Below are 24,693 nucleotides of genomic sequence, written 5' to 3'. Positions count from 1 at the left end.
AGACCGGCCGAGCCGAGTCGTTGCCCAGTGCAGCACTCGACTCGGCTTTTTCGTGTAATTTTTACATCAGTAGATAGACTGCAAGGTGCCGACAACATGGCAAAGCGTGATTTTTACGAGACACTCGGTGTCGCAAAAAATGCTTCGGAAGAAGAGATCAAAAAGTCTTACCGTAAACTGGCGATGAAATACCATCCGGACCGCAATCCGGATAGCAAGGAATCGGAAGAAAAGTTTAAGGAAGTCAAAGAAGCCTACGAGATGCTGACCAATCCGGAAAAGCGCGATGCGTATGACCGCTATGGTCACGCCGGCGTGGACCCGAACATGGGCGGCGGTGGCGGCTTCGGCGGCGGTGCTGGCGGCTTTGCCGACAGCTTCGGCGATATCTTCGGCGACATCTTTGGCGGTGGCGGTGGACGCAGCCGCAATGCGGGGCCACAGGTGTACCGTGGCGCCGACTTGCGCTATAACCTGGAAATTACACTGGAGCAAGCTGCTCACGGCTTCGACACGACCATCCGCGTGCCGAGCTGGGACAAGTGCGACACTTGCCACGGCAGCGGCGCCAAGCCGGGCACCTCGCCAACCACCTGCGGTACCTGCGGTGGCCACGGCCAGGTGCGCATGCAGCAAGGTTTCTTCAGCATCCAGCAAACCTGCCCGAAATGCCATGGCAGCGGCAAGGTCATCACCGACCCGTGCACGCCATGCGGCGGCGCCGGTCGCATCAAGCGCAACAAGACCCTGGAAGTGAAAATTCCAGTCGGTATCGACAACGGCATGCGTATCCGTTCGTCCGGCAACGGCGAACCGGGCACGAATGGCGGTCCGTCGGGCGACCTGTATGTGGAAATTCACATCAAGCCGCACGCCGTGTTCCAGCGCGAAGGCGACGACCTGCATTGCGAAATGCCAATCTCGTTCACCAAGGCGGCACTGGGCGGCGAAATCGAAGTGCCTACCCTGAACGGCAAAGTGTCGTTCACGATCCCGGAAGGCACCCAGTCGGGCAAGACCTTCCGCCTGAAAGGCAAGGGCATCAAGGGCGTGCGCTCCGGTTACGCGGGCGACCTGTTCTGCCACGTGGCCATCGAAACGCCGGTGAAACTGACAGAAAAACAGAAAGACCTGCTGCGCGACTTTGAAAAGTCGACGACCGAGGGCGGTGCCAAGCACAGTCCGCAAAGCAAGACCTGGAAAGACAAGGTCAAGGATTTTTTTGAGTAAGCACACGTAATACCATGCGCCGGGATGCTCACACATCCCGGCGTTTTTTTCACCACGACTGAGAAATGTGCGCGCATCGCCGGCCTATGGGCGCGATCTGCCGCCAATTCAGTCGTATGCACACAATGGGAGCGATATGACCGAACAGAAAAATGGCCCGGCCCTGGCGGAACTGCTGCAGCGTAACCGCCGCTGGGCCGACTCGATGGTGGCGAAAGACCCGAACTTCTTCAAGAACCTGGAAGCGCAAACGTCGCCTGAATACCTGTGGATCGGCTGTTCCGACAGCCGCGTGCCCGCCAACGAACTGCTGGGCATGGCGCCTGGCGACGTGTTTGTGCACCGTAATATCGCCAATGTGGTCGTGCATTCCGACCTCAATTGCCTGTCCGTCCTGCAATTTGCCGTGGACGTGCTGAAAGTCAAACATATCATCATCGTCGGCCATTACGGCTGCAAGGGCGTGCATGCGGCCATGACGGGCACGCGCATCGGCCTGGTTGACAACTGGCTGCGCCACGTCCAGGACGTGGGCCAGAAACATGAGCGCTACCTGGGCGACGTGCTGACGAGCCGCCAGCGTGGCGACCGCCTGTGCGAACTGAACGTGGTCGAACAAGTCTTGAACGTGTGCCAGACCACCGTCGTGCAAGATGCGTGGGAACGGGGCCAGGAACTCAGCGTCCATGGCTGGGTCTATGGCTTGAAGGATGGCTTGCTGAACGACCTGGAAGTGACCGTCACGGCTGGCCACGAGCTGGCGCCGCGCATGGCGACCCGCCTGGCCCGCTACGAAGCAATAGCGTAAGCAAGCAATGCGGGCGCGGCGCTAAGGTGCCGCGCCTTCCAGGCGGCCCAGGTAGTCGGCCGCCTCCCGCACTCCCTCCTGTGCCGCCTGGCGCAGCCAGGTTCTGGCCTGGGGAATGTCCTGCGGCGTGCCCCGGCCTTCGGCCAGTGCCACGCCATAGTGGTAGCGCGCCAGCCGCGCATAGGCGGCATCGTCGTTCGTATGCGCACCGCGCCGCATCAGCGCCGTCGCCTGCGCCAGGTCCTTGGTCACGCCGATGCCCGTTTCATACAGCTGGGCCAGCCAAATCATCGAATACACATCGTTCCAGCGCCGGATGCAATCTTCAAAGATGGCGACGGCTGCCGCATGGTCGCCCGTCTTGTCGGCCGCATAGCCGTACAAACACTTGATGCGCTTGTCGCTGTGTACATAGGCTTTGTAGCTGAGATCACTTTCACCCAGGCTATCCTGGGCGTGGATGGAAGCAGGGAACAGCAAGGCGAGCAGCAGGGCGTAGGTGGGCATGGCTTTCCTGGACGATGGTTAAAGCTTGGTAGATAAGCAAGTTGCGTGCTAGCGCCATTTCCGGGCAAAGCCGGTGCTGCCGTGCCATGCGTGACAGCCTGTGTTGCAATCTGGCGCAACGCGCCGCGCATATCCATATAGTAAATGCTTCGTTTGCAAGCAAGGCTGGCCGGCATACAGTGGACTTCCCCTGACTCTAGTCGAGTTCCCATGTCGGCCGTCCTGAAACCCGTGCAGTCCACCAGCCACTTCCGTATCGAGACTTTCGATGCGCCCCTAGGCGCGCAAGTGCTGGGGCTGGACCTGGCGCAGCCGCTGTCGCTGGGCGATTTCCAGCGCCTGCACCACGCCCACCTCGACCATCACGTGCTGGTGTTCCGCGACCAGCGCATCACGCCGCAGCAGCAAGTCGATTTCAGCCGCCGCTTCGGCCCCTTGCAAATCCACGTGCTGCGCCAGTTCCAGCTGCCCACGCAAGCGGAAGTGCTGATCATCTCGAACATCGTCGAAAACGGCCAGCCCATCGGCCTGGGCGACGCGGGCCATTTCTGGCATTCCGACTTGTCGTACAAGGAAGTGCCAAGCCTCGGCTCCATGCTGCATGCGCAAGAGTTGCCGGACGAGGGCGGCGATACCGTGTTTGCCAACATGCACCTGGCCTGGGAAAGCTTGCCGGCCGCGCTGCGCCGCGCCGTGCGCGGCGCCCGTGCCGAGCACAGCTACCTGAGCCAGTATGAAGAATTGCGCCGCCGCAACCCATGGCGCCCCGCCCTGACGCAGGCGCAGATCGATGAAGTCAAACCCGTGACCCATCCCGTCGTGCGCGTGCATCCGGAAACGGGACGGCGCGCCCTGTTCGTCAGCGAACACTTCACCACGCGCATCGTCGGCTTGCCCGACGACGAAAGCCGCGCCCTGCTCGACGAACTGTTTGCCCACAGCGTGCGCCCGGAGCACCTGTATGTACACCGCTGGCAGCCGCACGACCTGGTGTTCTGGGACAACCGTTCGCTGATGCACCTGGCGACGGGCTGTCCGCCCGACCAGCGCCGCAAGCTCTACCGAACCACCATCGAAGGCGATGCGCCGTACTGATTTTTTTGACTGTTGATCTGACTCAAGGAGTGTCCATGTTGCCGATCTTTACCTTTTCCCGCCGCCTGCTCGCCACCATTGCCCTGCTGTGCATGGCCATGCCCATGGCCCGGGCCGAAGGTCAGATCCGCATCGCGGGCCAGCACGGCATCACCTTCTTGCTGCTCAATATTGCGCAGGAACAAAAGCTGATCGAAAAGCATGGCAAGCAGCAGGGCGTCGATGTGAAAGTCGAGTGGATCACCCTGTCTGGCGGCCCGGCCATCAATGATGCTTTGTTGTCGGGCAATATCGATATCGCGGGGGCTGGGCTGGGTCCGCTGTTGACCATCTGGGACCGGACGAAAGGCCGGCAGAACGTGCGCGGTGTGGCGTCCTTGGGCAATTTCCCCTACTACTTGGTCAGCAATAATCCCAAGGTGAAAACGCTGGCGGACTTGACGGACAGGGACCGCATCGCCTTGCCGGCCGTGTCCGTCTCCGTGCAGGCGCGTATCTTGCAGATGGCGGTGGCAAAGCAGTGGGGCGACAAGGAATTCGCCCGTCTCGATAAAATCACGCAAACCCTGCCGCACCCGGACGCTGCGGCCGCCATCATCGCCGGCGGCACGGAGCTGACCGGCCACTTCGGCAATTCACCGTTCCAGGAGCAGGAACTGGCGCAGAACCCGAACGCCCACATCATCCTGAACTCGTATGACGTGCAGGGCGGACCCAGCTCGTCGACCCTGCTGTATGCGACGGAAAAGTACCGCAAGGACAATCCCAAGACTTACCGCGCCTTCATCGCCGCCCTGGCGGAAGCGGCGCAGTATGCGAGCAGCAACCCGCAAGGCGCGGCCGACATCTATATCAAGGTGAATAAAAGCAAAGTGGACCGCAATCTGCTGCTGAAAATCTTTGCCAACCCGCAAGTGCAATTCAAGATCGCGCCGCAAAACACCTATGGCCTGGCGCAATTCCTGCACCGCGTGAGCGCCATCCGCAACCTGCCCGACAGCTGGCGCGATTACTTTTTTGACGACCCTGCCATCACGCAGGGAGGCTGACATGAACGCGCCCGCTTTTCACCTGGTACGTCCTCCGGTCACCTTGCAGCCCTTGCTCAGTGTCAAGCATGTCAGCCTGGAATACCGCACCGAGCAGCGCACCGTGCGCGCCACGCATGACGTCAGTTTTGACGTGTTCCGCGGCGACCGTTTCGTGCTGCTGGGGCCATCCGGCTGCGGCAAGTCGTCACTGCTGAAAGCCGTGGCCGGCTTCATCGCGCCGCGCGCGGGCAGCATCGCCATGCAAGGCCAGCCCATCCATAAGCCGGGGCCGGACCGCGTCGTCGTGTTCCAGGAATTCGACCAGTTGCCACCATGGAAAACGGTGCTGGAAAACGTCATGTTCCCCTTGCTGGCCAGCAAGCGCCTGGATAAGGTGGCGGCCCGCGAGCGCGCCCATCACTGGATCGCCAAGGTGGGCCTGGCCGGCTTCGAGGATGCCCATCCGCACACCTTGTCGGGCGGCATGAAGCAGCGCGTGGCCATCGCCCGTGCCCTGGCCATGCAGCCGGAAGTGCTGCTGATGGACGAGCCGTTTGCCGCCCTCGATGCCTTGACGCGGCGCAAGATGCAGGAAGAGCTGAGCCGCCTCTGGGAAGAGCTGCGCTTTACCCTCGTGTTCGTTACGCATTCGATCGAGGAAGCCTTGGTCGTGGGCAACCGCATCCTGCTGCTGTCGCCGCATCCGGGCAGGGTGCGCGCCGAACTCAACAGTCATCAATTCGGTCTCCACAGCGCGGGTAGCGCGGAATTCCAGGCCGCCAGCAGCCGCATCCACGGCTTGCTGTTCGATGAGGAAGTGGCTCCTGTCCCGCAAGCAGTTACTGCGCAGCGGGAGGCCGTATGAGCGCGCTGCTGGAGCCGCCCATCCGCCAGGAGTTCGTGTATGCGGCGCCGCCGCCGGCCGGCGTCACGGTCGAGCAGCCGCTGTCGCGCTGGCAGCGTGTGAGCCAGCACGCGCTGTGGCGCAAGGCGTTCATTTTGCTCAGCCTGGCCCTGTTGTGGGAAGGCGCGGCGCGCTGGACGCAGAACGATCTATTGCTGCCCAGCTTTCTGCAGACGGCGCAGGCGTTTATCGGCGGCATCACCAGCGGTGAGTTGCTCACGCGCACAGCCGCGTCCCTCGTCGTCTTGCTGCAGGGCTATGCCGTGGGCGTGCTGGCCGCCTTCGTGCTGACCTTGCTGGCCGTGTCCAGCCGCATCGGGCGCGACGTGCTGGAAACCCTGACGGCCATGTTGAATCCCTTGCCGGCCATCGCCCTGCTGCCGCTGGCCTTGTTGTGGTTCGGCCTGGGCCGCGCCAGCCTGATCTTTGTCATCGTCCATTCCGTGATGTGGCCGCTGGCCCTGAACACGTATGCGGGCTTCCAGGGCGTGCCCGAGACCCTGCGCATGGCGGGCCGCAATTATGGCTTGAACGGCTTGCGCCTGGTGCTGCACATCCTCGTGCCGGGCGCCTTGCCCTCCATCGTCTCGGGGTTGAAGATAGGCTGGGCGTTTGCCTGGCGCACCCTGATCGCGGCCGAGCTGGTGTTCGGCACCACCTCGGGGCAAGGTGGCCTGGGCTGGTACATCTTCCAGAACCGCAACGAGCTGTACACGGACAAGGTGTTCGCCGGCCTGGCAGCCGTCATCGTCATCGGCTTGCTGGTGGAAAACATCGGCTTTCGCACTTTGGAGCGCGTCACCTTGAAACGCTGGGGCATGCAACGATAGTTATTTCAGCATGCTGCGCGCCGCCGCGATGATTTGCCGCGACAGTTGCTCCATGCGCGGCGACTGCACTTTCCACGTGTGCCAGTACAGGGCCACGTCGGCCGGGGTCTTGGGCGTGAGCATTTCCACCAGCTCGCCATCCGTGTTCGCCTTCAATAACAGTTCGGGCACCATGCCGTAGCCGAGGCCATAGCGGATGGCATTGAAGTGCGAGGTGGCGCCCGGCACGTAATGGCAGGGGTAAGCCCCTTCGGGCAGCCCCAGCGCTTCTTGCAGGAACGACGATTGCAAGGTGTCCTTGCGCGTATAGGCGACGACGGGCGCCGTGCGCGCCGCCTTGCGCGTCAGGCCGTGCGCGAACCACTGCTGGCGAAACGCGGGCGTGGCGACCAGCCAGTAGCGCATCACGCCCAGCGGCTCGGCCGTGCAGCCGCGCATGGGTTTGGCTTCCGTGCTGATGCAGCCGATCGCCATGCCCGTCTCCAGCAAGGTGTACGTGTGGTCCTGGTCTTCCACGGTCAGGTCCAGCAGCACGCGCTCGCGTATCAGCACCTCGGACAGGGCGGGGAAGAACCAGGTGCCCATCGAATCCGCGTTCAGCGCCAGCACCAGGGTCAGCGGGGCATCCTGCTGCACCGCCAGCTCCGCCTGCAAGTCCGCTTCCAGCAGCTTGGCGCGCTTCAGATACTGCATCAGGCGTTGGCCCATGCGCGTGGCGCGCGCGGGACGGCTGCGCACGATCAAGGCATTGCCCAGCTGGCTTTCCAGCGCCCGCACCCTTTGCGAAATGGCGGGCGACGTCAGATGCAGCCGCAGCGCCGCCTGCTCGAAGCTGCCCGTTTCGACGACGGCGCGAAACGCTTCCGTGTGCTTGGGATTGAGATCCATGGTCACTGCCTTACATAAGAAAAATTTATCAATACTAAATAATACTTACTTTTAATAAGGATGGGTGTGTTGCAGTGCACAATACCTCTTTGATGGAGTGCCACGCGCCAGCGTGCGGCCTCCTGGCAGCAAGGGAATACCACCATGGAAGCACAAGCGAACGGCAGCACCCCCCGCAAGCCCCAGTCTAAGCTGGCGCGCAATCTGAAATTCGGCCTGGGATTGACCCTGGGCCTGGGCATGGCCGCCGCCCTGGCGGGCGGCTGGTGGCTGCGCCAGGCGTGGCAGGATTTGCCCGCCGTCGAGCACCTGGCGCAGTACAAGCCCGCCCTGCCGCTGCGCATTTTCTCCAGCGAAGGCGAGCTGCTGGCTGAATACGGTGAAGAGCGCCGTGAATTCCTGCCGTTGAAAGACATCCCGCTGCGCATGCGCCAGGCCTTGCTGGCCATCGAGGATGCGCGTTTCTACGAGCATGGCGCCGTCGATTTCTATGGTCTGACGCGCGCCACGCTCGCCAACGTCGTCACGGGCCACCACGCGCAGGGCGCCAGCACCATCACCATGCAGGTGGCGCGCGACTTCTTCCTGTCGCGTGAAAAAACCGTGCAGCGCAAGCTGACGGAGATGCTGCTCGCCTACAAGCTGGAGCAGCACTATGGCAAGGACAAGCTGCTGGAGCTGTATATGAACCAGATTTACCTGGGCGAGCGCTCCTACGGCTTTTCCGCCGCCTCGAACATTTACTTTGACAAGCCCCTGGCCGAGGTCAGCATCGCGGAAGCGGCCATGCTGGCCGGCTTGCCGAAGGCGCCATCGGCCTACAACCCCGTCGCCAATCCGCAGCGCGCCACCGTGCGCCAGCATTACATCCTGCAGCGCATGCGCGAACTCGGTTACATCACGCCAGCCGAATACGATGCGGCGGTGGCGGAAAAACTGGCCCTGAACAAGGACCGCAACAGCTCCGTGCACGCGGCCGCGTATGCGGTCGAGGAAGCGCGCCAGCTGATCCTGCAAAGCTATCCCGAAGGCGCCTACAGCATGGGCCTGGACGTGACGACCACCATCCGCATGGCGCCGCAGCGGGCGGCCGACAAGTCGCTGCGCGACGGGCTATTGAATGCGCAGGCGCGGCGCGGCTACCGTGGCCCGGAAGCGCGCCTGGCCGCTTCCGAAGACAGCGTGGCGCGCCAGCTGGCCGCCTACCCGGATAGCGGAGAATTGCGCGCCGCCCTCGTGCGCAAAGTGGAAACCGCCGGCAAGCGCCAGCTGACGGCGCAGCTGCGCAATGGCGACGAGATCGTGCTGGCGGCATCGGATGCGCGCCTGGGCGGCAAGCTGCAATGGGATGGCAAGCGCGCCATCGTCGAGGGCAGCGTGATCCGCGTGATGCACGACGCGGCAAAGAAGCGCTGGCTGGTGAGCCAGTTGCCCGAGATGGAAGGCGCGCTCATTTCCGTCGAGGCGCACAGCGGCGAAATCGTCGCCATGGCGGGCGGCTTCGATTTCTACCGCAACCACTACAACCACGCCATGCAGGCCTACCGCCAGCCCGGCTCCAGCTTCAAGCCTTTCGTGTATTCGGCGGCGCTGGAAAAGGGATATTTCCCCGGCACGGCCGTGGACGATACGCAGCGCCTGCTGCTGCCGCAGGAAACGGGCGCACGGCCCTGGCGTCCGCGCAATTACGGCAACAACTATGAAGGCTTCATCAGCGTGCGGCGCGGCCTCGTGCGCTCGAAAAACCTCGTCGCCGTCAGCCTGATGCAGGCGGCCGGTCCCGGCTACGTGCAGCACTACGCCACGCGCTTCGGCTTCGAGGGCGCGCGCAATCCCGTCTCCCTGCCGCTGGCGCTGGGCGCGGGCGCCGTCACGCCGCTGCAGCTGGCGCAGTCGTATGCCGTCTTCGCCAATGGCGGCGTGCAGATGCCGCCGAAATTGATCAAGGAAGTGCGCAGCCGCAGCGGAGAAGTGCTGTTCAGCGATGCGGCGCCACGCGCCAAGGGCGAGCCGGCGCCGGGCACGCAAGTGATCTCCACGCGCAACGCCTACGTCATGGACAGCATGCTGCGCGACGTCGTCAAGAGCGGCACGGGACGCGGCGCGCTGGCGCTGGGGCGCGGCGACGCGGCCGGCAAGACGGGCACGTCGAACAAAGCGTATGACGCCTGGTTTGCCGGCTATTCCTCGGGCCTGGTTTCCGTCGTCTGGCTCGGCTACGACCAGCCGAAAAGCCTGGGCAACGCCACCGGGGGGACTTTGGCGCTGCCTGTCTGGCGCGACTACATGCAGGTGGCCGTGCAGGGCCGCCGCGAACAGGTGCTGGCGGAACCGCCTGGCCTGTCCCTGCTCGATGGCGATTACGTGTATGCGGAATACCTGGCCGGCGACTGCCTGAAGGATAGCCATGCCTTTATCCACAGCAGCGTCGGCTGCGGCAGTGGCAGCCTGGGCGCCGACACGCGCCTGGCCAACGGCGAAGAGCGCGGCACCAGCGGCACGGGCCACGAAGCGCGCACCCTGAGCGAAGCGCGCGAACGCGAACAAATTCTCAAATCATTTTCGGAAGAGTAAGACCATGCTGTTATATACGCTTTACCTGGTGGCGATTGTTGCCGAAGCGATGTCCGGCGCCATCATGGGCATGCGGCGCGGCATGGATTTGTTCGGCATCTGCATGATCGGCACCGTCACGGCGCTCGGTGGCGGCACCGTGCGCGACGTGCTGCTGGGGCACTATCCGCTGGGCTGGATCGCGCATCCCGAATACCTGTTGTTTACCATCGGCGCGGCTGTCGTCACGGCCTTTGTCGCGCGCTACCTGCACCACCTGCGTGCCATCTTCCTGCTGGTCGACGGACTGGGCCTGGTGGCGTTTTGCGTGATCGGCTGCGACATCGCCATGTCGGCCAAGATGCATCCGGCCATCGTCGTGCTGGCGGGGATGATCACGGGCGTCTTCGGCGGCCTGCTGCGCGATATCCTGTGCAACCAGATTCCCCTCGTGCTGCAGCGCGAAGTGTATGCCACCGTGGCCCTGTTCACGGGCAGCCTGTATGTCGGCCTGCTGTACTTCAAGGTCGACAGCTCTGTGGCGCAGCTGGCGTCCATCGGCGCCGGTTTCCTGTTCCGCTTCCTGGCCTTGCACTTCGAATGGCGCTTGCCGAATTTCAACGGCGACCGCATACGCGGTTTCGAGTAACGGCAGCGGCGTGAATATTTTCACGCGCATTTAACCCCTTTTTCTCCGCCGCTGCGTTTCATGTTGGACACCCCAGCCAACCGGAGAAGAAGCGATGTCCAGCGCCCTCAAGATCACATTGATACTGTCCCTGCTGCTGTCGGCCGGCAGCCACGCCGCCGGCACGACGCCGCGCAAGACCCTGGCGCCGTTTGCCAGCGAGCAGGCCTTGAGCAGCTACCTGCAGCAGTTGCAGGCCCACCAGGCGGCACTGCAAAGGGAGCAGCAGAAACTGCAGCGCGCCACGGCGCAGTACATGGCGGTGCCAGCGCCGGCCCCTCCCGCGCCGATGGCGGCGAAAGCCGCGCCGGCAGCATCGGCAGAAGCGACGGAATCGGTCACCAATGTGCAGACGGCGGGCGTGGACGAAGGCGGTATCGTCAAGCTGCATGGCAAGCACCTGGTGATGCTCAGGCGCGGCAAGCTGTTCACCGTGCAGGTGGGCGGCAAGGCCTTGCAGCCGGTGTCTTCGCTCGACGCGTTCGCGCCGGGCAGCGATCCGTCGGGCAGCTGGTATGACGAGATGCTGATCGACGGCGATACGGTGGTGGTGATCGGCTACAGCTACAGCCGTGGCGGCACGGAGATCGGCCTGTTCGACGTCAACGCGGACGGCAAGCTGGCCTACCGCTCCACCTATCACTTGCGCTCCAACGATTATTATTCCTCGCGTAATTACGCGAGCCGCCTGGTCGGCAGCAAACTGGTGTTCTATTCGCCCCTGTCGCTGAACTTGCGCCGTGGCGACCCGTTCAGCGGTTTTCCCGCGCTGCGCCGCTGGCGCCCCGACACCGTGCCGTCCGACTTCAAGCGCATCGCTCCGGCAACGCGCATCTACCGCACCGATGAAGAGCCCGAGATGGGCGCCGGCCTGACCCTGCATACGGTCACCGTGTGCGACCTGGCGCAGCGCGACATGCGCTGCGAAGCGACCGCCGTGATGGGACCGCAGGGCCGCGTGTTTTATGTGTCGGGTGAATCCGTATTCGTGTGGACCACGCGCCGCGGCAGCGACTCCGGCGTGTTCCGCATCCCCCTCGATGGCAGCGCGCCCAGCGCCCTGAAAGTGGCCGGTGCCCCGGTCGACCAGTTCTCATTCCTGGAAAGCGTTGACGGCCATCTGAACGTCCTGCTGCGTGCCGAAGGCCAGGGCGATGGCATGTGGGATGGCGCAAAAGGGCGGGGCGACATGGCCTTGCTGCGCGTGCCATTGGCGTCGTTTTCCGATGGCCGCGACAGCGTGCCCGCCAGTAGCTACAAGGCGCTGCCCGGTGGCGGTGGCTACGGTTTGCAGAACCGTTATGTGGGATCCTATCTGTTGTACGGCAATCCGGGAAATGCCGGGCGCCGGCAGGCGGATCAGGCCTGGCCGCGCCAGCCCCTGTATGCCGTGCGCTGGGCCGATGCGGGCAGCGTGCAAGCCTTGTCCCTGCCGCACGGCGTGGAGCGCATCGAGGCGCTGGGCGATGACGCCGTGGTGATCGGCGCGCAGGGACGGGATCTGCACTTCAGCAGCATTCGCCTGGGAGCGCAGGCGGCGGTTGCCGCGCGCTATATCCGCGCCGATGCGGCGCAGGGCGAGTCGCGCAGCCACGGCTTTTTCTACAAGCCGCAAGCGGCCGGCGAGGGCATGATCGGCTTGCCCATCCTGGGCGCGGACGAGCGGCCTGGCCTCAACAAGTCAGCCGCATCCGTTCTCTATCTGCGCAACAGCGGCTTGCAATTGACGGAACTGGGCGCGCTGGCGGCGCGGTCCGGCCAAACGCCGGACGATGGCTGCCGCGCGTCCTGCGTGGACTGGTACGGCAATGCGCGCCCCTTGTTCTTGCAGGGCCGGGTCTTCGCTTTGCTCGGCTATGAATTGGTGGAAGGGGCGCTCAGGGATGGACAGATCCGCGAAGTGCGCCGCATCAGCTATGCACCCATTGCGCCCGCTGTACGCTGACGGCGTAGCGAAATTGTCGCCGCCGCGTAGTTCGGCTACACTGGTTCTTATGCCCGACACTTTATTGACCGCGACGGATGAAGACCTGATGCTGCGCTACAGCGCCGGCGACCTGCCGTCGTTTCGCGAACTGTACCGGCGCCATAGCCAGGGCCTGTACCGCTTCGTGGCCTGGCGTTCGCCGCGCCGCGCGTGGGTGGATGAGATCGCGCAGGACGCGTGGGCCAGCCTGCATGCGGCGCGCGCCGGCTACCAGCCGCAGGCGGCGTTCCGCACCTATCTGTACCAGATCGCGCGCAACCGTCTGATCGACATCCTGCGCCAGCGGGAAGGACAGGAACACGACGATGTGGGCGAACTGGCGGACGAGGGCACATCGCCGCCGCAATCGCTGGAGCAGAAACAGCAGCACGCGCTGCTGCATACCGCCATCGCCGCGCTGCCGGTGGAGCAAAAGGAAGCGCTGGTGCTGCAGCAGTTCAGCGGCATGAGCATCCTCGAGATCGCCGTGGTGACGGGGGCTGAGGCGGAAACCGTCAAGAGCCGGCTGCGTTACGCCATGCAGAAATTGCGCGCGGGCTTGGACAGCGCCGCTGGCGCGGGAGGACAGGCATGAATACGCACGATACGGATCCTCAAGATCCTCAAGATCATCACGACGAAGAATTGAACGCGCTGCTGGCCAGCCTGCCGCAGCCCGCGCCTTCCAGCGCGCTCGATGCGGCCATTCTGGCGGACGCGGAAAAAGCCCTGCACAAGCCGGCAGCGGCGAACGACAGCGCCGATGGCGTGCTGCGCACCTTGCCTGCCAAGAAATCACCGGACTATCTGCAGCGCTGGCGCGTCCCGCTGGGGCTGGCCGCGGCCGTGCTGTTGACGGTGAACCTGATCGGCGTGGACTGGTTCGGCTCGAAGCCGGCGCAATTTCCCGTGGTCGGGGAGCCGGTCACGCAGGAGGTGATGTCCGAGCCGGCCGCTGCGCCCGCGACGGTATCTGCGCCACCGCCGCCGGCACCGCGCACCATGGCCAAGGCGGCAGCCAGGATGCCAGCGCAGGCCGAGCCAGTGCCGGCACCCGTGTCAGTACCCGTGCCAGCGCCAGCGCCCCCTGCCCCGCCGCCCCCTGCCACGGCAATGCCTCAGGCGATGGAGCAGCAAGCGGCCATGCAGGCCGAGGCCAGCATGCAGCGCCAGGCACCGGTGCAGCGTGCGCTGGCCAAGCCCGCGCCCGTTGCGGCCCGCTCCGCGCCGATGCCGCCGCCCGCAAAGCTCGACGCTTCCGTATGGCTGGTGAAGATTAACGCCCTCTTGAAGGCGGGCGAAGGTGCGCTGGCGCAGGAGGAATGGGCGGCGTTCCGGCAAGCCTATCCCGACTACCCTGTGGCCGAGGAGTTGCGGCAGCGGCTGGAGAATAAGTAAAAAACGCTAGACGATTCCCTTCCTGCGCTCCCACACGGCGCTGCCCACGAAAATGGCGGCGCATACCCACATCACTGCCGGCAGGGCGTTCACGCCCACCGATTGCATCAGGACGCCCGTCAACAGGGGGCCGCCGCCGCTGGTGACACCCCAGGTGGCGTTGACGATGGCGCTGGCGCTGGTCAGCGACAGTCCCGTGAAACGCTCGCCGCAGGCCACCAGCGCCAGCATGTAGATGCCGCCCGCCGCCGCGCCCAGCAATAGCAGCAGGGTCCACCACAGCCACGGCGTGCCGACGGCAAACGGCAGCAGCGGCAGCAGCAGGCAGACGGCCACGCCGCAGCCCGCATGGACCTTGGCACGGCCGAAGCGGTCGGCCATCCATCCCAAGGCGAATTGCAGGCCCGTGTCGCCCACCAGCACCACGGTGGCCGACAGCAGGGCCAGGTCCGTGCCGATGCCGTGCTCCATCGCGTATAGCGGCAGCAAGCTCAATGCCAGGGTATCGAACAGGGCGAAGAAGGCGGCGCCCAGCACGATCATCGGCATGCGCGGCAGGATCAGGGTCCACTTCACGCCGTGTTCTTCCGGTTCGCGTTCCGGGCCGCTGTTCGAGATCAGCATCAAGCCCGGCACTGCCAGCAAGAACAGCAGGCCGCAGGCGGCAAAGCTCCAGCTGATCTTGTCGTTGAAGAGCGCCACGAGGGCGGGGCCGATCAGCTGGAAGAAAGTAAAGCTGGTGGTGTACATGGCGACCACGCGGCCGCGCGAATTATCGGGCGCCAGGCGATTCACCCACGCTTCGCCGATGGTAAACAGCACGCCCATGGCGCCGCCGAAGAGGAAGCGCAGCACGCTCCACGCCAGCAGGTGGTCGGTAAACTGCATGGCGATCGTCGCCAGCGACGCCACCCACACGGCGCCCAGCATGGTGGCGCGCGCGCCGAAACGCCCCACCCAGCGCGAGACGAACGGCGAGGCGGCCAGGATGCCGAGGGCGCTGACGGCCGTGATCATGCCGATGATGTCCGTGCCCACGCCGCGCTGGTGCAGGGTCAGGGCGGTGAGCGGCATGGTGGCGCCCAGGCCCAGGCCGACCACGCCGATGCTCACCACGAGGGCGAAGAAGTCGCGCCACGGCATGTGCTTCATGGCTGCCCCCGCGGGGTGGAAAAGGTGTTCGGTATGGCTGGAAAACGGTGTGGATGCATGGGAAAGTAAGGGACTTTGCCTGCGGCGCTGGTGTTTGGCGCCGGACGGGCATATGATGATTTTAATAAGGACAATACTGCAAAGCCGTAGTGTAGGCGATGTGTGCCGCCGCTGGCCACGTCCATCCGTGTGGCCGCCCCTGCCGGCTCTGCTGTACAGTGAAGCGAGCGGCAGCGCCGTCACGGTGCTGTCATTGGATCGTCACGCCAGCGAGGAAGCTCTATGCGCCGTCCCATCGTTCTCGTTCCCGCCTGCCAGCGCCAGCTTGGCAGCCACGTCTGGCACATGGCACAGGACAAATACCTGCACGCCGTGCTGCACGGCGCCGGCTGCATGCCGCTGCTGCTGCCCGCCCTGGGTGCGGATGCGGACCTGGAAGCGGCGCTGCAGATCGCCGATGGCGTGATGCTGACCGGCTCGGCCTCGAACGTCGACGCGCGCCTGTATGGCGAAGATATCCTCCATCCCGACCTGCCGCAAGATCCCGCGCGCGACGCCACCACCTTGCCCCTGATCCGCGCCGCGCTGGCGCGCCAGCTGCCCCTGCTCGCCATCTGCCGCGGCTTCCAGGAAGTCAACGTGGCCCTGGGCGGTGGCCTGCACCAGGCCGTGCACGCGGTGCCGGGCATGCAGGACCATCGCGAGAACGTGCTCGATCCGCTGGCGCGCCAGTACGCGCCAGCGCACCGCATCAAGTTGATGCCCGACGGCCTGCTGTCACGCCTGCTGGGTGGCGAGAGCGAAATGATGGTCAACTCCCTGCATGGCCAGGGCATCGCCCGGCTGGCCGATGGCTTGCTGGTGGAAGCCCTGGCCGACGACGGCCTGGTGGAAGCCTATACGGTGGCCAGCGCCGCCGGTTTTACGCTGGCCGTGCAATGGCATCCGGAATGGCAGGTGGAAGACAATCCGCATTCCATGCGCCTGTTCGGCGCCTTCGGCCAGGCTTGCCGCGATTACCAGGAACAGCAGCATAGAAAGACAGGATGACAGGCGCGCCGCACGCAGTACGCGGTGTTCGATCAAGACCAACGAGAGGGAAACATGGCAATACGTGAAAATTTCACCTATACGGATATGGATTTGTGGCTCAATGAAAAGCGTGTCACGGAAATCGAATGCCTGGTACCCGACCTGACGGGCGTGGCGCGCGGTAAGATCCTGCCGCGCGGGAAATTCACCCAGGAGCGCGGCATGCGCATCCCGGAAGCGGTACTCGGCATGACGGTGACGGGCAATTACCCGGTCGACGATGGCGGCTACGACCGCGCCATTTCCAGCACCGACCGCGACATGATCTTGAAGGCCGATCCCACCACCATCACCATGGTGCCGTGGGCAACCGATCCCACCGCGCAAGTCATCCACGACTGCTATTTCGCCGACGGCGCGCTGGTCGATTTCGCTCCAAGATCTGTGCTGCGGCGCGTGCTGAAACTGTATGCGGACAAGGGCTGGAAACCGGTGGTGGCGCCGGAACTGGAGTTCTACCTGACGGCGAAAAACACGGACCCGGACTTGCCCTTGAAGCCGCCCATCGGCCGCAGCGGCAGGGCCGAGACGAGCCGCCAGGTGTACAGCATCGACGCCGTCAACGAGTTCGATCCCCTGTTTGAGGATATCTACGATTACTGCGAATTGATGAACCTTGACGTCGACACGCTGATCCACGAGATCGGCGCGGGACAAATGGAAATCAACTTCCTGCACGGCGATCCGCTGGGCCTGGCCGACAAGGTGTTTTTCTTCAAGCGCACCCTGCGCGAAGCGGCCCTGAAACACGATATGTACGCCACCTTCATGGCCAAGCCGATGGCCGGCGAGCCAGGTTCCGCCATGCACGTGCACCAGAGCGTCGTCGATGCGAAGACAGGCCTGAACATCTTCAGCAACGAGGACGGTTCGGCCGCGCCCATCTTCAAGCATTACATCGCGGGTCTGCAGCGCTACATGCCGTCGGCCATGGCCATCGTCGCGCCCTACGTGAATTCCTACCGCCGCATCGTGCGCCATACGGCCGCGCCGATCAACATCCAGTGGGGACTGGACAACCGCACGGTGGGCTTCCGCGTGCCCGAGTCGGGCGTGCAGGACCGGCGCGTGGAAAACCGCATCATCGGCGCCGACGCGAATCCTTACCTGGCCCTGGCCGTCACGCTGGCCTGCGGCTATCTCGGCATGACGGAGCAGCTGGAAGCGACGCCGATGATGGTGGGCAGCGCCTATGACATGAAGTTCGAACTGCCGCAAGGCTTGCCCGAAGCCCTGCAGCTGCTGCGCGCGGAAGACAAGCTGCGCACGGTGCTGGGCGAGCGCTTCATCGACGTGTATGCGGCCATCAAGGACCTGGAGCACCAGGAGTTCATGACCGTCATCAGCCCGTGGGAGCGCGAGCATCTTCTGCTCCACGTTTAAGAAAGGATCGCAATGAGTACAACAAACAATCCGCTGGCGCCGAGCGCTGCCCTGGTCGCCTCCGTGGCGCAGAAAAACGCGGCGCCGCAGGTGTATGACACGGCCGCCATCCAGCAGATGGACTCGGCCCACTACCTGCATCCATTCACCGATTTCCAGGACCTGGCAAGCAAGGGCGCCAGGGTGATGGTGCGCGGCGACGGCGTCTATCTGTGGGATAGCCAGGGCAAGAAGATCGTCGACGGCATGTCGGGCCTGTGGTGCGTGAATGTGGGCTACGGCCGCACGTCGATCTCGCAAGCTGTGTACCGGCAGATGGAGACGCTGCCGTTCTATAACAGCTTCTTTGGCACGACCAACGTGCCGGCCGCGCAGCTGGCCGCCAAGCTGGCGCAAATCTCGCCGCCGCAGTTCCAGCACGTGTTCTTCACCAGTTCCGGCTCCGAAGGCAACGACACGAATTTGCGCATGGTGCGCCGCTACTGGGATATCCTCGGCTACAAGGAGAGACATACCATCATCAGCCGCCACAATGCCTATCACGGCAGCACGGTGGCGGGAGCGTCGCTGGGCGGCATGGATGGCATGCATGCGCAGGGCGGCATGCCCATCCCCGGCATCGCGCATATCGGCCAGCCCAATTACCTGGAGTCGGGCCACGGCTTGAGCCCCGAGGAATTCGGTGTAAAGGCGGCTGGCTGGCTGGAAGACAAGATCCTGGAAATCGGCGCCGACAAGGTGGCCGCCTTCATCGGCGAGCCGGTGCAGGGCGCCGGCGGCGTCATCATTCCCCCATCGACCTACTGGCCCGAGATCCAGCGCATCTGCGACAAGTACGGCATTTTGCTCATCGCCGATGAAGTCATCTGCGGCTTCGGCCGCCTGGGGCGCTGGTTCGGCTCCGAACTGTTCGGCATAAAGCCCGACCTGATCACCTTTGCCAAGGGGGTCACGTCCGGCTATGTGCCGCTGGGCGGCGTGCTGGTGGGCGACAGGGTAGCCAAGGTGCTGATCGAGCAGGGCGGCGAATTCACGCACGGTTTCACGTATTCCGGCCACCCCGTTGCCTGCGCGGCGGCGCTGGAAAACATCCGCATCATCGAGGAAGAGCAGCTGGTGGCGAAGGTGGCCGACGATACGGGACCGTACCTGAAGCAGTGCTTCGCCAGCTTGGGCGAACATCCGCTGGTCGGCTATGCGGACAGCTGTGGCCTGGTCGCGGGCCTGAACCTCGTGCGCAAGAAGGGCGCCACCGTGCATGACAACGAGCTGTTCGACGAGGACCAGGGCGTGGGCATGATCTGCCGCGGCCACATGTTCGACAACGGCGTCATCATGCGCGCCGTGGGTGAACGCATGATCGTCGCCCCGCCGCTGGTGATGACGCGCGCGCAGATCGATGAAATGGTGGGCTTGATACGCGTGTGCCTCGACAAGACCCATGCGGAGGTGAAAGCGAAGGGCTGGGTGTAGGTTTTTGCCCCATTTTGCCGCCATCTGCGCATTTTTTGGACCGCAATGGCGGCAGTTCCGCTAAACTTCCATCCTGGCCGCTCTTTGTAGTGGCCAGTTTTTCATTTTGACACCCTCTTACCCAGAAGCCACCCACACATGACGATAGCAACACCCTTTGCTTCGGCCAGCGACGCCCCAGCGCCTTTCTTGCTGATTGATCAACTGGTCAAGGAATTCGATGGCGTGCGCGCCGTCAATGATATTTCCGTGACGATCAACAAGGGCGAGATATTCGCTCTGCTCGGCAGTTCAGGCTGCGGCAAGTCGACCCTGCTGCGCATGCTGGCCGGCTTCGAGACGCCGACGTCGGGGCGCATCGCCCTGGCGGGCAACAGCATCGTCGACGTGCCGCCGCACCAGCGCCCCATCAACATGATGTTCCAGTCGTATGCGCTGTTCCCCCATTTGTCCGTGTGGGACAACATCGCCTTCGGCCTGCGCCGCGATGGCTTGCCAAAGGCGGAAGTGGCGTCAAGGGTCGAGCAGATGCTGGCGCTGGTGCAACTGGGGCAGTATGCGAAGCGCAAGCCGCACCAGTTGTCGGGCGGGCAGCAGCAGCGCGTGGCGCTGGCGCGCAGCCTGGCCAAGCGTCCGCAATTGCTGCTGCTCGACGAGCCGCTGGGCGCGCTGGATAAAAAACTGCGCGAACGCACGCAGATGGAACTGGTCAATATCATCGAGCAGGTGGGCGTCACGTGCGTGATGGTCACGCACGACCAGGACGAGGCCATGAGCATGGCCACGCGCATCGCCGTCATGAGCGAAGGGCGCATCCTGCAGGTGGGGGCTCCCGGCGAAATCTACGAGACGCCGAACTGCCGTTTTGTCGCCGACTTCATCGGCAGCGTCAACCTGTTCGACGGCCGCATCACGGAAGATGAACCCGACCACGTGGTCATCGCCACCGCCGATGGCGAGCACTATGTTTCGCACGGCATCACAGGCAACCTGGGCATGGATGTCTCGGTGGCCGTGCGCCCCGAAAAAATCGGCATCCAGATCGAGCCACCTGCCTTGCAAGAGCGCGCGTCGCCGGCGGAACATGGCTACAACTGCGCCCAGGGCGTGATCGTCGCCATGGCATATTTTGGCAATGAAACCAGCTACCACGTACGCCTCGACAGCGGCACGGTGGTGAAAGTCTCGCGCACCAACGCGGCCCGCCACGACGCCGCGCGCCTCGAGCGCGAACAGCGCGTGTGGGTGTGGTGGGATGGCGCCGACATCGTCGTGCTGACCAGCTGAGGCCATCATGACGTCCATTTTGCAAATGCTGCGCGGTCTGGTCACCTTGCGCTGGATAACGGGAAGAAATGCGGGCCGCGGCGCCGTCATCGCCGTGCCCTCGCTGTTCCTGGCGGCAGCCTTCCTCGTGCCTTTCCTGATCGTGCTGCGTATCAGCCTGTCCGACATGGACACGGCGGGCAGCCCCTTCGGCGGCCTGCTGTCGTATGTCGACGGCATCGTCGTGCTGAAGGTCAAAATCGCCAACTACCTGTTCATCGCCGCCGATGAACTGTATCTGCTCACCTATCTCAGTTCATTGAAATACGCGGCCATCACCACCGCCATCTGCCTCTTCATCGGCTACCCGTTCGCCTACTTCATGGCGCGCGCCAGGCCATCGATCCGGCCCGTGCTGATGATGCTGGTGATGCTGCCGTTCTGGACTTCCTTCCTGCTGCGCGTGTATGCATGGAAGGGTATCCTCGCCAACCACGGCCTGCTCAACGACCTGCTGATCGCGCTGGGCGTGGTGAGCGAACCGCTGCACATGATGAACACCTCATTTTCGCTGGTGGTGGGCATGGTGTACGCCTATCTGCCCTTCATGATTTTGCCCCTGTACGCGAACCTGGTGAAAATGGATATGCGTTTCCTGGAAGCGGCGGCCGACCTGGGCGCCACGCCCTTGCAGGCGTTCTGGCGCATCACCGTGCCCCTGTCGAAATCGGGCATCATCGCCGGCGCCATGCTGGTGTTCATCCCGTCCGTGGGCGAATACGTGATTCCCGAGCTGCTGGGCGGCCCGGAAACCCTGATGATCGGCCGCGTGCTGTGGGATGAATATTTCACGAACAACGACTGGGCCATGGCGTCGTCGGTGACGGTGCTGGTGGTCTTGCTGATCCTCGTGCCGATGGCCATTTTTAACAAATACAAGACGGACCAGAACGCGGAGGAACGCACATGAACGGACGTAATTTCCTGCAGCGCTGGTTCGGCCGCGGCTGGCTCTCGCTCGGCTATCTGTTCCTCTACCTGCCCATCATCGTGCTGATCGTCTTTTCGTTCAACAGCTCGCGCCAGGACATGGTGTGGAGCGGCTTTTCGCTGCGCTGGTACAGCGAATTGATGAGCGATACGGAAATCATCTCGGGCTTCGGTTTGTCCCTGAAGATCGCCTTCATGTCGGCCACATCGTCCGTCATCCTCGGCACGTTTGCCGCCTTCGCCTTGAGCAGCTACCAGCGCTTCCGTGGCCGCACGGTGTTTTCCGCCATGGTCAGCGCGCCTTTGGTGATGCCGGAAGTGATCATCGGCCTGTCCCTGCTGCTGATGCTGGTGTCCATGCAAAAGGTCTTCGGTTTCCCCGAACGTGGCGTGCTGACCATCTGGCTCGGCCACACCCTGCTGGGCATGGCGTATGCGGCCGTGGTGGTGCAGTCGCGCCTGCAGGAGATGAGTAAATCCCTGGCCGAAGCGGCCATGGACCTGGGCTGCCGCGCGCACCAGGTATTCTTCCTCGTGACCCTGCCGAACATCACGCAGGCGCTGGCGTCGGCCTGGCTGCTGACATTTACCCTGTCGCTGGATGACGTGGTGCTGTCGGCCTTTTTGTCCGGTCCCGGTTCGACCACCATGCCGCTGGTGATCTTCTCGCGCGCGCGCCTGGGGCTCGATCCGCGCGTCAATGCCATTGCCGCGCTGACCATCCTGGTGGTGACGCTTGCCGTGATCGCGTATGCCGTGATGCTGGCGCGCGCCGACCGGAGACGGCGCAAGCAGATGTCTGCGGCTTATTTGGCCGACTAGGAGTAAGCTGGCGTTTTCACCTTGCAGGAGACGACCATGACGGAAAACACCAGCTGGCATGCACGGGCCGCAGCGCTCGCGATCGATGGCCGCGCCTTTATCAATGGCGAGCGCGCCGGGGCCAGGTCAGGCCAGACTTTCGACAATCTGTCGCCCATCGATGGGCGTCTCCTGGGGCAAGTGGCCCGTTGCGATGGGGCGGACGTGGATGCGGCCGTGCAGGCCGCGCGCGCCGCCTTCGAGGACCGCCGCTGGGCAGGGAAATCGCCCGCGCAGCGCAAGCGCGTGCTGATCAAGTTCGCCGACCTGGTGCAGAAGTACGGCCCCGAGCTGGCCTTGCTGGAAACCCTGGACATGGGCAAACCGATCAAGTACAGCCAGAGCGTGGACGTGGGCGCCACGGCCAACTGCCTGCGCTGGTATGGCGAGGCGATCGACAAGGTCTACGATGAAATCGCGCCGACTCCGGCCAACAGCCTGGCCCTGATCACGCGCGAACCGGTGGGCGTCGTCGCCGCCATCGTGCCGTGGAACTACCCGATGATCATGGCTGCCTGGAAGATCGCGCCGGCCCTCGCGGCAGGCAATAGCGTGATCCTCAAACCCTCCGAAAAATCCCCATTGACGGCCTTGCGCCTGGCCGACATCGCGCTGGAAGCGGGCGTGCCGGCAGGCGTTTTCAACGTGCTGCCCGGCTACGGCAACGAGGCCGGCGCCGCGCTGGCGCTGCACATGGATGTCGATTGCATCGGTTTTACGGGCTCCACGCGCACGGGAAAATTGATCGTGCAGATGGCGGGCCAGTCAAACCTGAAACGGGCGTGGACGGAATTGGGCGGCAAGTCCGCCAACATCGTTTGCGCCGATTGCCCTGACCTGGACAAGGCCGTGGCGGCCGCCGTCGGCTCCATCTTCTTCAACCAGGGCGAAAGCTGCAATGCGCCCTCGCGTCTGTTCGTGGAAGAATCGATCAAGGAAGAATTCCTGGCCAAGGCATTGGCCATGCTGCCCCGTTTCCAGCCCGGCGACCCGCTCGACGAAGCCACCGTCATGGGCGCCATCGTCGACGCCACGCAGATGCAAACCGTGATGGGCTATATCGCGGCCGGCAAGAGCGAAGGCGCGCAGCTGCTGGGCGGCGGCGAGGCCGTGCGCCTTGATACGGGGGGCTACTATGTGCAGCCGACCGTCTTTGGCGTGGATGCGGACATGACGATCGCGCGCGAAGAGATCTTCGGCCCCGTCTTGTCCGTGCTGGGCTTTACGGATATTGCCGAGGCGGTGAAACAGGCCAATGCCACGCCGTACGGCTTGCAGGCGGCCGTATGGACGTCGGACATCAGCAAAGCCATCCAGACCTCGCGGGCCCTGCGTGCGGGCACCGTGCACGTCAACCAATATGACGGCGACGACATCACCGTGCCGTTTGGCGGCTACAAGCAGTCGGGTAATGGGCGTGACAAGTCATTGCACGCGCTGGACAAGTACACGGAGCTGAAGACGACGTGGATACAGGTGGGGTAGGGGTTTGCGCCTGTGGTGTTGTCGGATTACGGCCTGCGGCCTCGGCGGCCCCGCCTAATCCGACCTACCCGGCCTACGGCGCTGATGGTCTCGTAGGTCGGCTTGGCGCGCAGCGCGCAAGCCGACTTAAAACAAACTACGTCAGAAGCAGTGTTCCAGCGCCGGGAAGCTGCCATCCTTGACGGCTTTCACATAGCCGGTGACGGCGTCGTCGATACTGGCCGCGCCTTCCATGAAGTTGCGCACGAAGCGCGCCTTGCGGCCCGGGAAGACGCCCAGCATGTCGTGCATGACGAGCACCTGGCCCGAGCAATCGGGACCGGCGCCGATACCGATGGTGGGGATGGTCAGCATGTCCGTCACTTCCTTGCCCAGCTGCGACGGCATCGCTTCCATCAGCACGATGGCGGCGCCCGCGTTTTGCAGCGTCAGCGCGTCGTTCTTCAGTTCCGCCGCGCTTTCCGTGCTCTTGCCCTGCACTTTATAGCCGCCCAGCTGGTGCACGGATTGCGGCGTCAGGCCGATGTGGGCGCAGATGGGGATGCCGCGTTCGGTGAGGAAACGGACGATCTCGGCCAGCCAGGCGCCGCCTTCGATCTTGATCATGTGCGCGCCAGCCTGCATCAGGATGACGGCGTTGGCATAGGCTGTTTCAGGCGTGCCGTAGGCGCCGAACGGCAAGTCGGCCATGATCATGGCCGACTTGCTGCCGCGCGCCACGGATGCCGTGTGGTAGGCCAGTTCGGCCACGGTGACGGGCAGGGTGGAGTTGTGGCCATTGCAGACCATGCCGAGCGAATCGCCGATCAGCAGGATCTCCACGCCGCAGCGGTCCATCAGGGACGCAAAGCTGGCGTCATAGCAGGTCAGCATGGTGATCTTTTCGCCGGCGGCGCGCAGCGTGGCCAGGGTGTGGATGGTCACGGCCTTGTTGGCGACAGGCTTGGATGGCGCCGGCGCCGGTGTGGCGGCCTTGTCTTTTGCGGCCAGATCTGTTCCTTGCAAATAAGCGGACATAGGTATTCTCTAGAGTGAAAGGGGTGCAACGCCGCTAGTGTAGTACTTTATGCGGCCTGCTGCAGGAGCGGCATTG

Annotated in this window: 22 protein-coding genes; 18 read left to right on the top strand and 4 right to left on the bottom strand. The window is 63.9% G+C overall.

What is annotated here, in order from left to right:
• Positions 1-96: 96 nt before the first annotated feature.
• Together dnaJ and can are read left to right on the top strand one after the other, a co-directional pair.
• On the top strand, positions 97-1,230 hold the full coding sequence (gene dnaJ, locus LSO07_RS27225) for a molecular chaperone DnaJ (protein ID WP_034745985.1): 1,134 nt from the start codon (positions 97-99) through the stop codon (positions 1,228-1,230).
• 136 nt (positions 1,231-1,366) lie between these two features.
• Positions 1,367-2,038, top strand: a complete 672-nt coding sequence (can, locus tag LSO07_RS27220) for a carbonate dehydratase (RefSeq protein WP_034788731.1) — start codon at positions 1,367-1,369, stop codon at positions 2,036-2,038.
• A 21-nt stretch (positions 2,039-2,059) separates the two neighbouring features.
• Here the strand turns inward: can and LSO07_RS27215 are convergent, their stop codons facing one another.
• Positions 2,060-2,545, bottom strand: coding sequence for a tetratricopeptide repeat protein (locus LSO07_RS27215; RefSeq protein ID WP_151097290.1), 486 nt, complete (start codon positions 2,543-2,545; stop codon positions 2,060-2,062).
• A gap of 210 nt (positions 2,546-2,755) precedes the next feature.
• Between LSO07_RS27215 and LSO07_RS27210 the strand changes: the two genes are divergently transcribed.
• From LSO07_RS27210 to LSO07_RS27195, 4 genes are read left to right on the top strand one after another with little or no spacing between them, the layout of a single operon-like run.
• Positions 2,756-3,640, top strand: a complete 885-nt coding sequence (locus LSO07_RS27210) for a TauD/TfdA dioxygenase family protein (RefSeq protein WP_151097288.1) — start codon at positions 2,756-2,758, stop codon at positions 3,638-3,640.
• Positions 3,641-3,675: 35 nt separating this feature from the next.
• Complete coding sequence (locus tag LSO07_RS27205; protein WP_151097286.1) at positions 3,676-4,689, top strand: ABC transporter substrate-binding protein; 1,014 nt, start codon at positions 3,676-3,678, stop codon at positions 4,687-4,689.
• A gap of 1 nt (position 4,690) precedes the next feature.
• Positions 4,691-5,536, top strand: a complete 846-nt coding sequence (locus LSO07_RS27200; RefSeq protein WP_151097284.1) for an ABC transporter ATP-binding protein — start codon at positions 4,691-4,693, stop codon at positions 5,534-5,536.
• A complete protein-coding gene (locus tag LSO07_RS27195; RefSeq protein ID WP_092607391.1) occupies positions 5,533-6,405 on the top strand; it encodes an ABC transporter permease in 873 nt (290 codons plus the stop codon). The genes LSO07_RS27200 and LSO07_RS27195 overlap by 4 nt, the downstream gene beginning before the upstream one ends.
• Here LSO07_RS27195 and LSO07_RS27190 read toward each other — a convergent pair whose 3' ends face one another.
• Positions 6,406-7,299 (bottom strand): HTH-type transcriptional regulator ArgP, encoded by an 894-nt coding sequence (locus LSO07_RS27190; RefSeq protein ID WP_208672440.1) that lies wholly within the window; start codon positions 7,297-7,299, stop codon positions 6,406-6,408.
• Between the two features lie 138 nt (positions 7,300-7,437).
• On the opposite strand from LSO07_RS27190, the gene LSO07_RS27185 reads away from it, so the two are divergent.
• The 5 genes from LSO07_RS27185 to LSO07_RS27165 all read left to right on the top strand — a co-directional run bounded on the left by LSO07_RS27185 (position 7,438) and on the right by LSO07_RS27165 (position 13,898).
• A complete protein-coding gene (locus tag LSO07_RS27185; RefSeq protein WP_151097282.1) occupies positions 7,438-9,867 on the top strand; it encodes a penicillin-binding protein 1A in 2,430 nt (809 codons plus the stop codon).
• Between the two features lie 4 nt (positions 9,868-9,871).
• The gene (locus LSO07_RS27180; protein ID WP_151097280.1) at positions 9,872-10,495 is read left to right on the top strand and encodes a trimeric intracellular cation channel family protein; all 624 of its coding nucleotides are present in this window, start codon (positions 9,872-9,874) and stop codon (positions 10,493-10,495) included.
• Positions 10,496-10,589: 94 nt separating this feature from the next.
• Positions 10,590-12,479 carry a beta-propeller domain-containing protein gene (locus LSO07_RS27175; RefSeq protein ID WP_151097278.1) on the top strand — a complete coding sequence of 630 codons (1,890 nt, stop codon included), beginning with the start codon at positions 10,590-10,592 and terminating at the stop codon, positions 12,477-12,479.
• A gap of 49 nt (positions 12,480-12,528) precedes the next feature.
• Positions 12,529-13,095 (top strand): sigma-70 family RNA polymerase sigma factor, encoded by a 567-nt coding sequence (locus tag LSO07_RS27170; protein ID WP_225317432.1) that lies wholly within the window; start codon positions 12,529-12,531, stop codon positions 13,093-13,095.
• Entirely contained in the window at positions 13,092-13,898 is an 807-nt protein-coding gene (locus LSO07_RS27165) for a hypothetical protein (RefSeq protein ID WP_151097276.1), read from the top strand. Before LSO07_RS27170 ends, LSO07_RS27165 begins: the two co-directional genes overlap by 4 nt.
• 6 nt (positions 13,899-13,904) lie before the next feature.
• Here the strand turns inward: LSO07_RS27165 and LSO07_RS27160 are convergent, their stop codons facing one another.
• A complete protein-coding gene (locus tag LSO07_RS27160; protein ID WP_070254670.1) occupies positions 13,905-15,050 on the bottom strand; it encodes an MFS transporter in 1,146 nt (381 codons plus the stop codon).
• Between the two features lie 282 nt (positions 15,051-15,332).
• On the opposite strand from LSO07_RS27160, the gene LSO07_RS27155 reads away from it, so the two are divergent.
• From LSO07_RS27155 to LSO07_RS27125, 7 genes are all read left to right on the top strand, one after another.
• Positions 15,333-16,100, top strand: coding sequence for a gamma-glutamyl-gamma-aminobutyrate hydrolase family protein (locus tag LSO07_RS27155; RefSeq protein WP_151097274.1), 768 nt, complete (start codon positions 15,333-15,335; stop codon positions 16,098-16,100).
• Positions 16,101-16,154: 54 nt separating this feature from the next.
• Positions 16,155-17,525, top strand: a complete 1,371-nt coding sequence (locus LSO07_RS27150; protein ID WP_035822563.1) for a glutamine synthetase family protein — start codon at positions 16,155-16,157, stop codon at positions 17,523-17,525.
• 12 nt (positions 17,526-17,537) lie between these two features.
• Positions 17,538-18,998, top strand: a complete 1,461-nt coding sequence (locus LSO07_RS27145; protein ID WP_151097272.1) for an aspartate aminotransferase family protein — start codon at positions 17,538-17,540, stop codon at positions 18,996-18,998.
• Between the two features lie 138 nt (positions 18,999-19,136).
• The gene (locus LSO07_RS27140; protein WP_151097270.1) at positions 19,137-20,285 is read left to right on the top strand and encodes an ABC transporter ATP-binding protein; all 1,149 of its coding nucleotides are present in this window, start codon (positions 19,137-19,139) and stop codon (positions 20,283-20,285) included.
• Between the two features lie 7 nt (positions 20,286-20,292).
• Positions 20,293-21,234, top strand: a complete 942-nt coding sequence (locus LSO07_RS27135) for an ABC transporter permease subunit (RefSeq protein WP_070281694.1) — start codon at positions 20,293-20,295, stop codon at positions 21,232-21,234.
• Positions 21,231-22,076 carry an ABC transporter permease gene (locus LSO07_RS27130; protein WP_070281693.1) on the top strand — a complete coding sequence of 282 codons (846 nt, stop codon included), beginning with the start codon at positions 21,231-21,233 and terminating at the stop codon, positions 22,074-22,076. The genes LSO07_RS27135 and LSO07_RS27130 overlap by 4 nt, the downstream gene beginning before the upstream one ends.
• A gap of 36 nt (positions 22,077-22,112) precedes the next feature.
• The gene (locus tag LSO07_RS27125; RefSeq protein ID WP_151097268.1) at positions 22,113-23,600 is read left to right on the top strand and encodes an aldehyde dehydrogenase; all 1,488 of its coding nucleotides are present in this window, start codon (positions 22,113-22,115) and stop codon (positions 23,598-23,600) included.
• Between the two features lie 141 nt (positions 23,601-23,741).
• On the opposite strand, the gene panB is transcribed toward LSO07_RS27125, so the two are convergent.
• A complete protein-coding gene (gene panB, locus LSO07_RS27120) occupies positions 23,742-24,617 on the bottom strand; it encodes a 3-methyl-2-oxobutanoate hydroxymethyltransferase (RefSeq protein WP_170846355.1) in 876 nt (291 codons plus the stop codon).
• Positions 24,618-24,693 lie beyond the last annotated feature (76 nt).

This window comes from Janthinobacterium sp. PLB04 (assembly GCF_021165895.1).
Lineage (GTDB): Bacteria > Pseudomonadota > Gammaproteobacteria > Burkholderiales > Burkholderiaceae_D > Janthinobacterium > Janthinobacterium lividum.
This window is presented reverse-complemented; position numbering and strand designations above follow the sequence as displayed.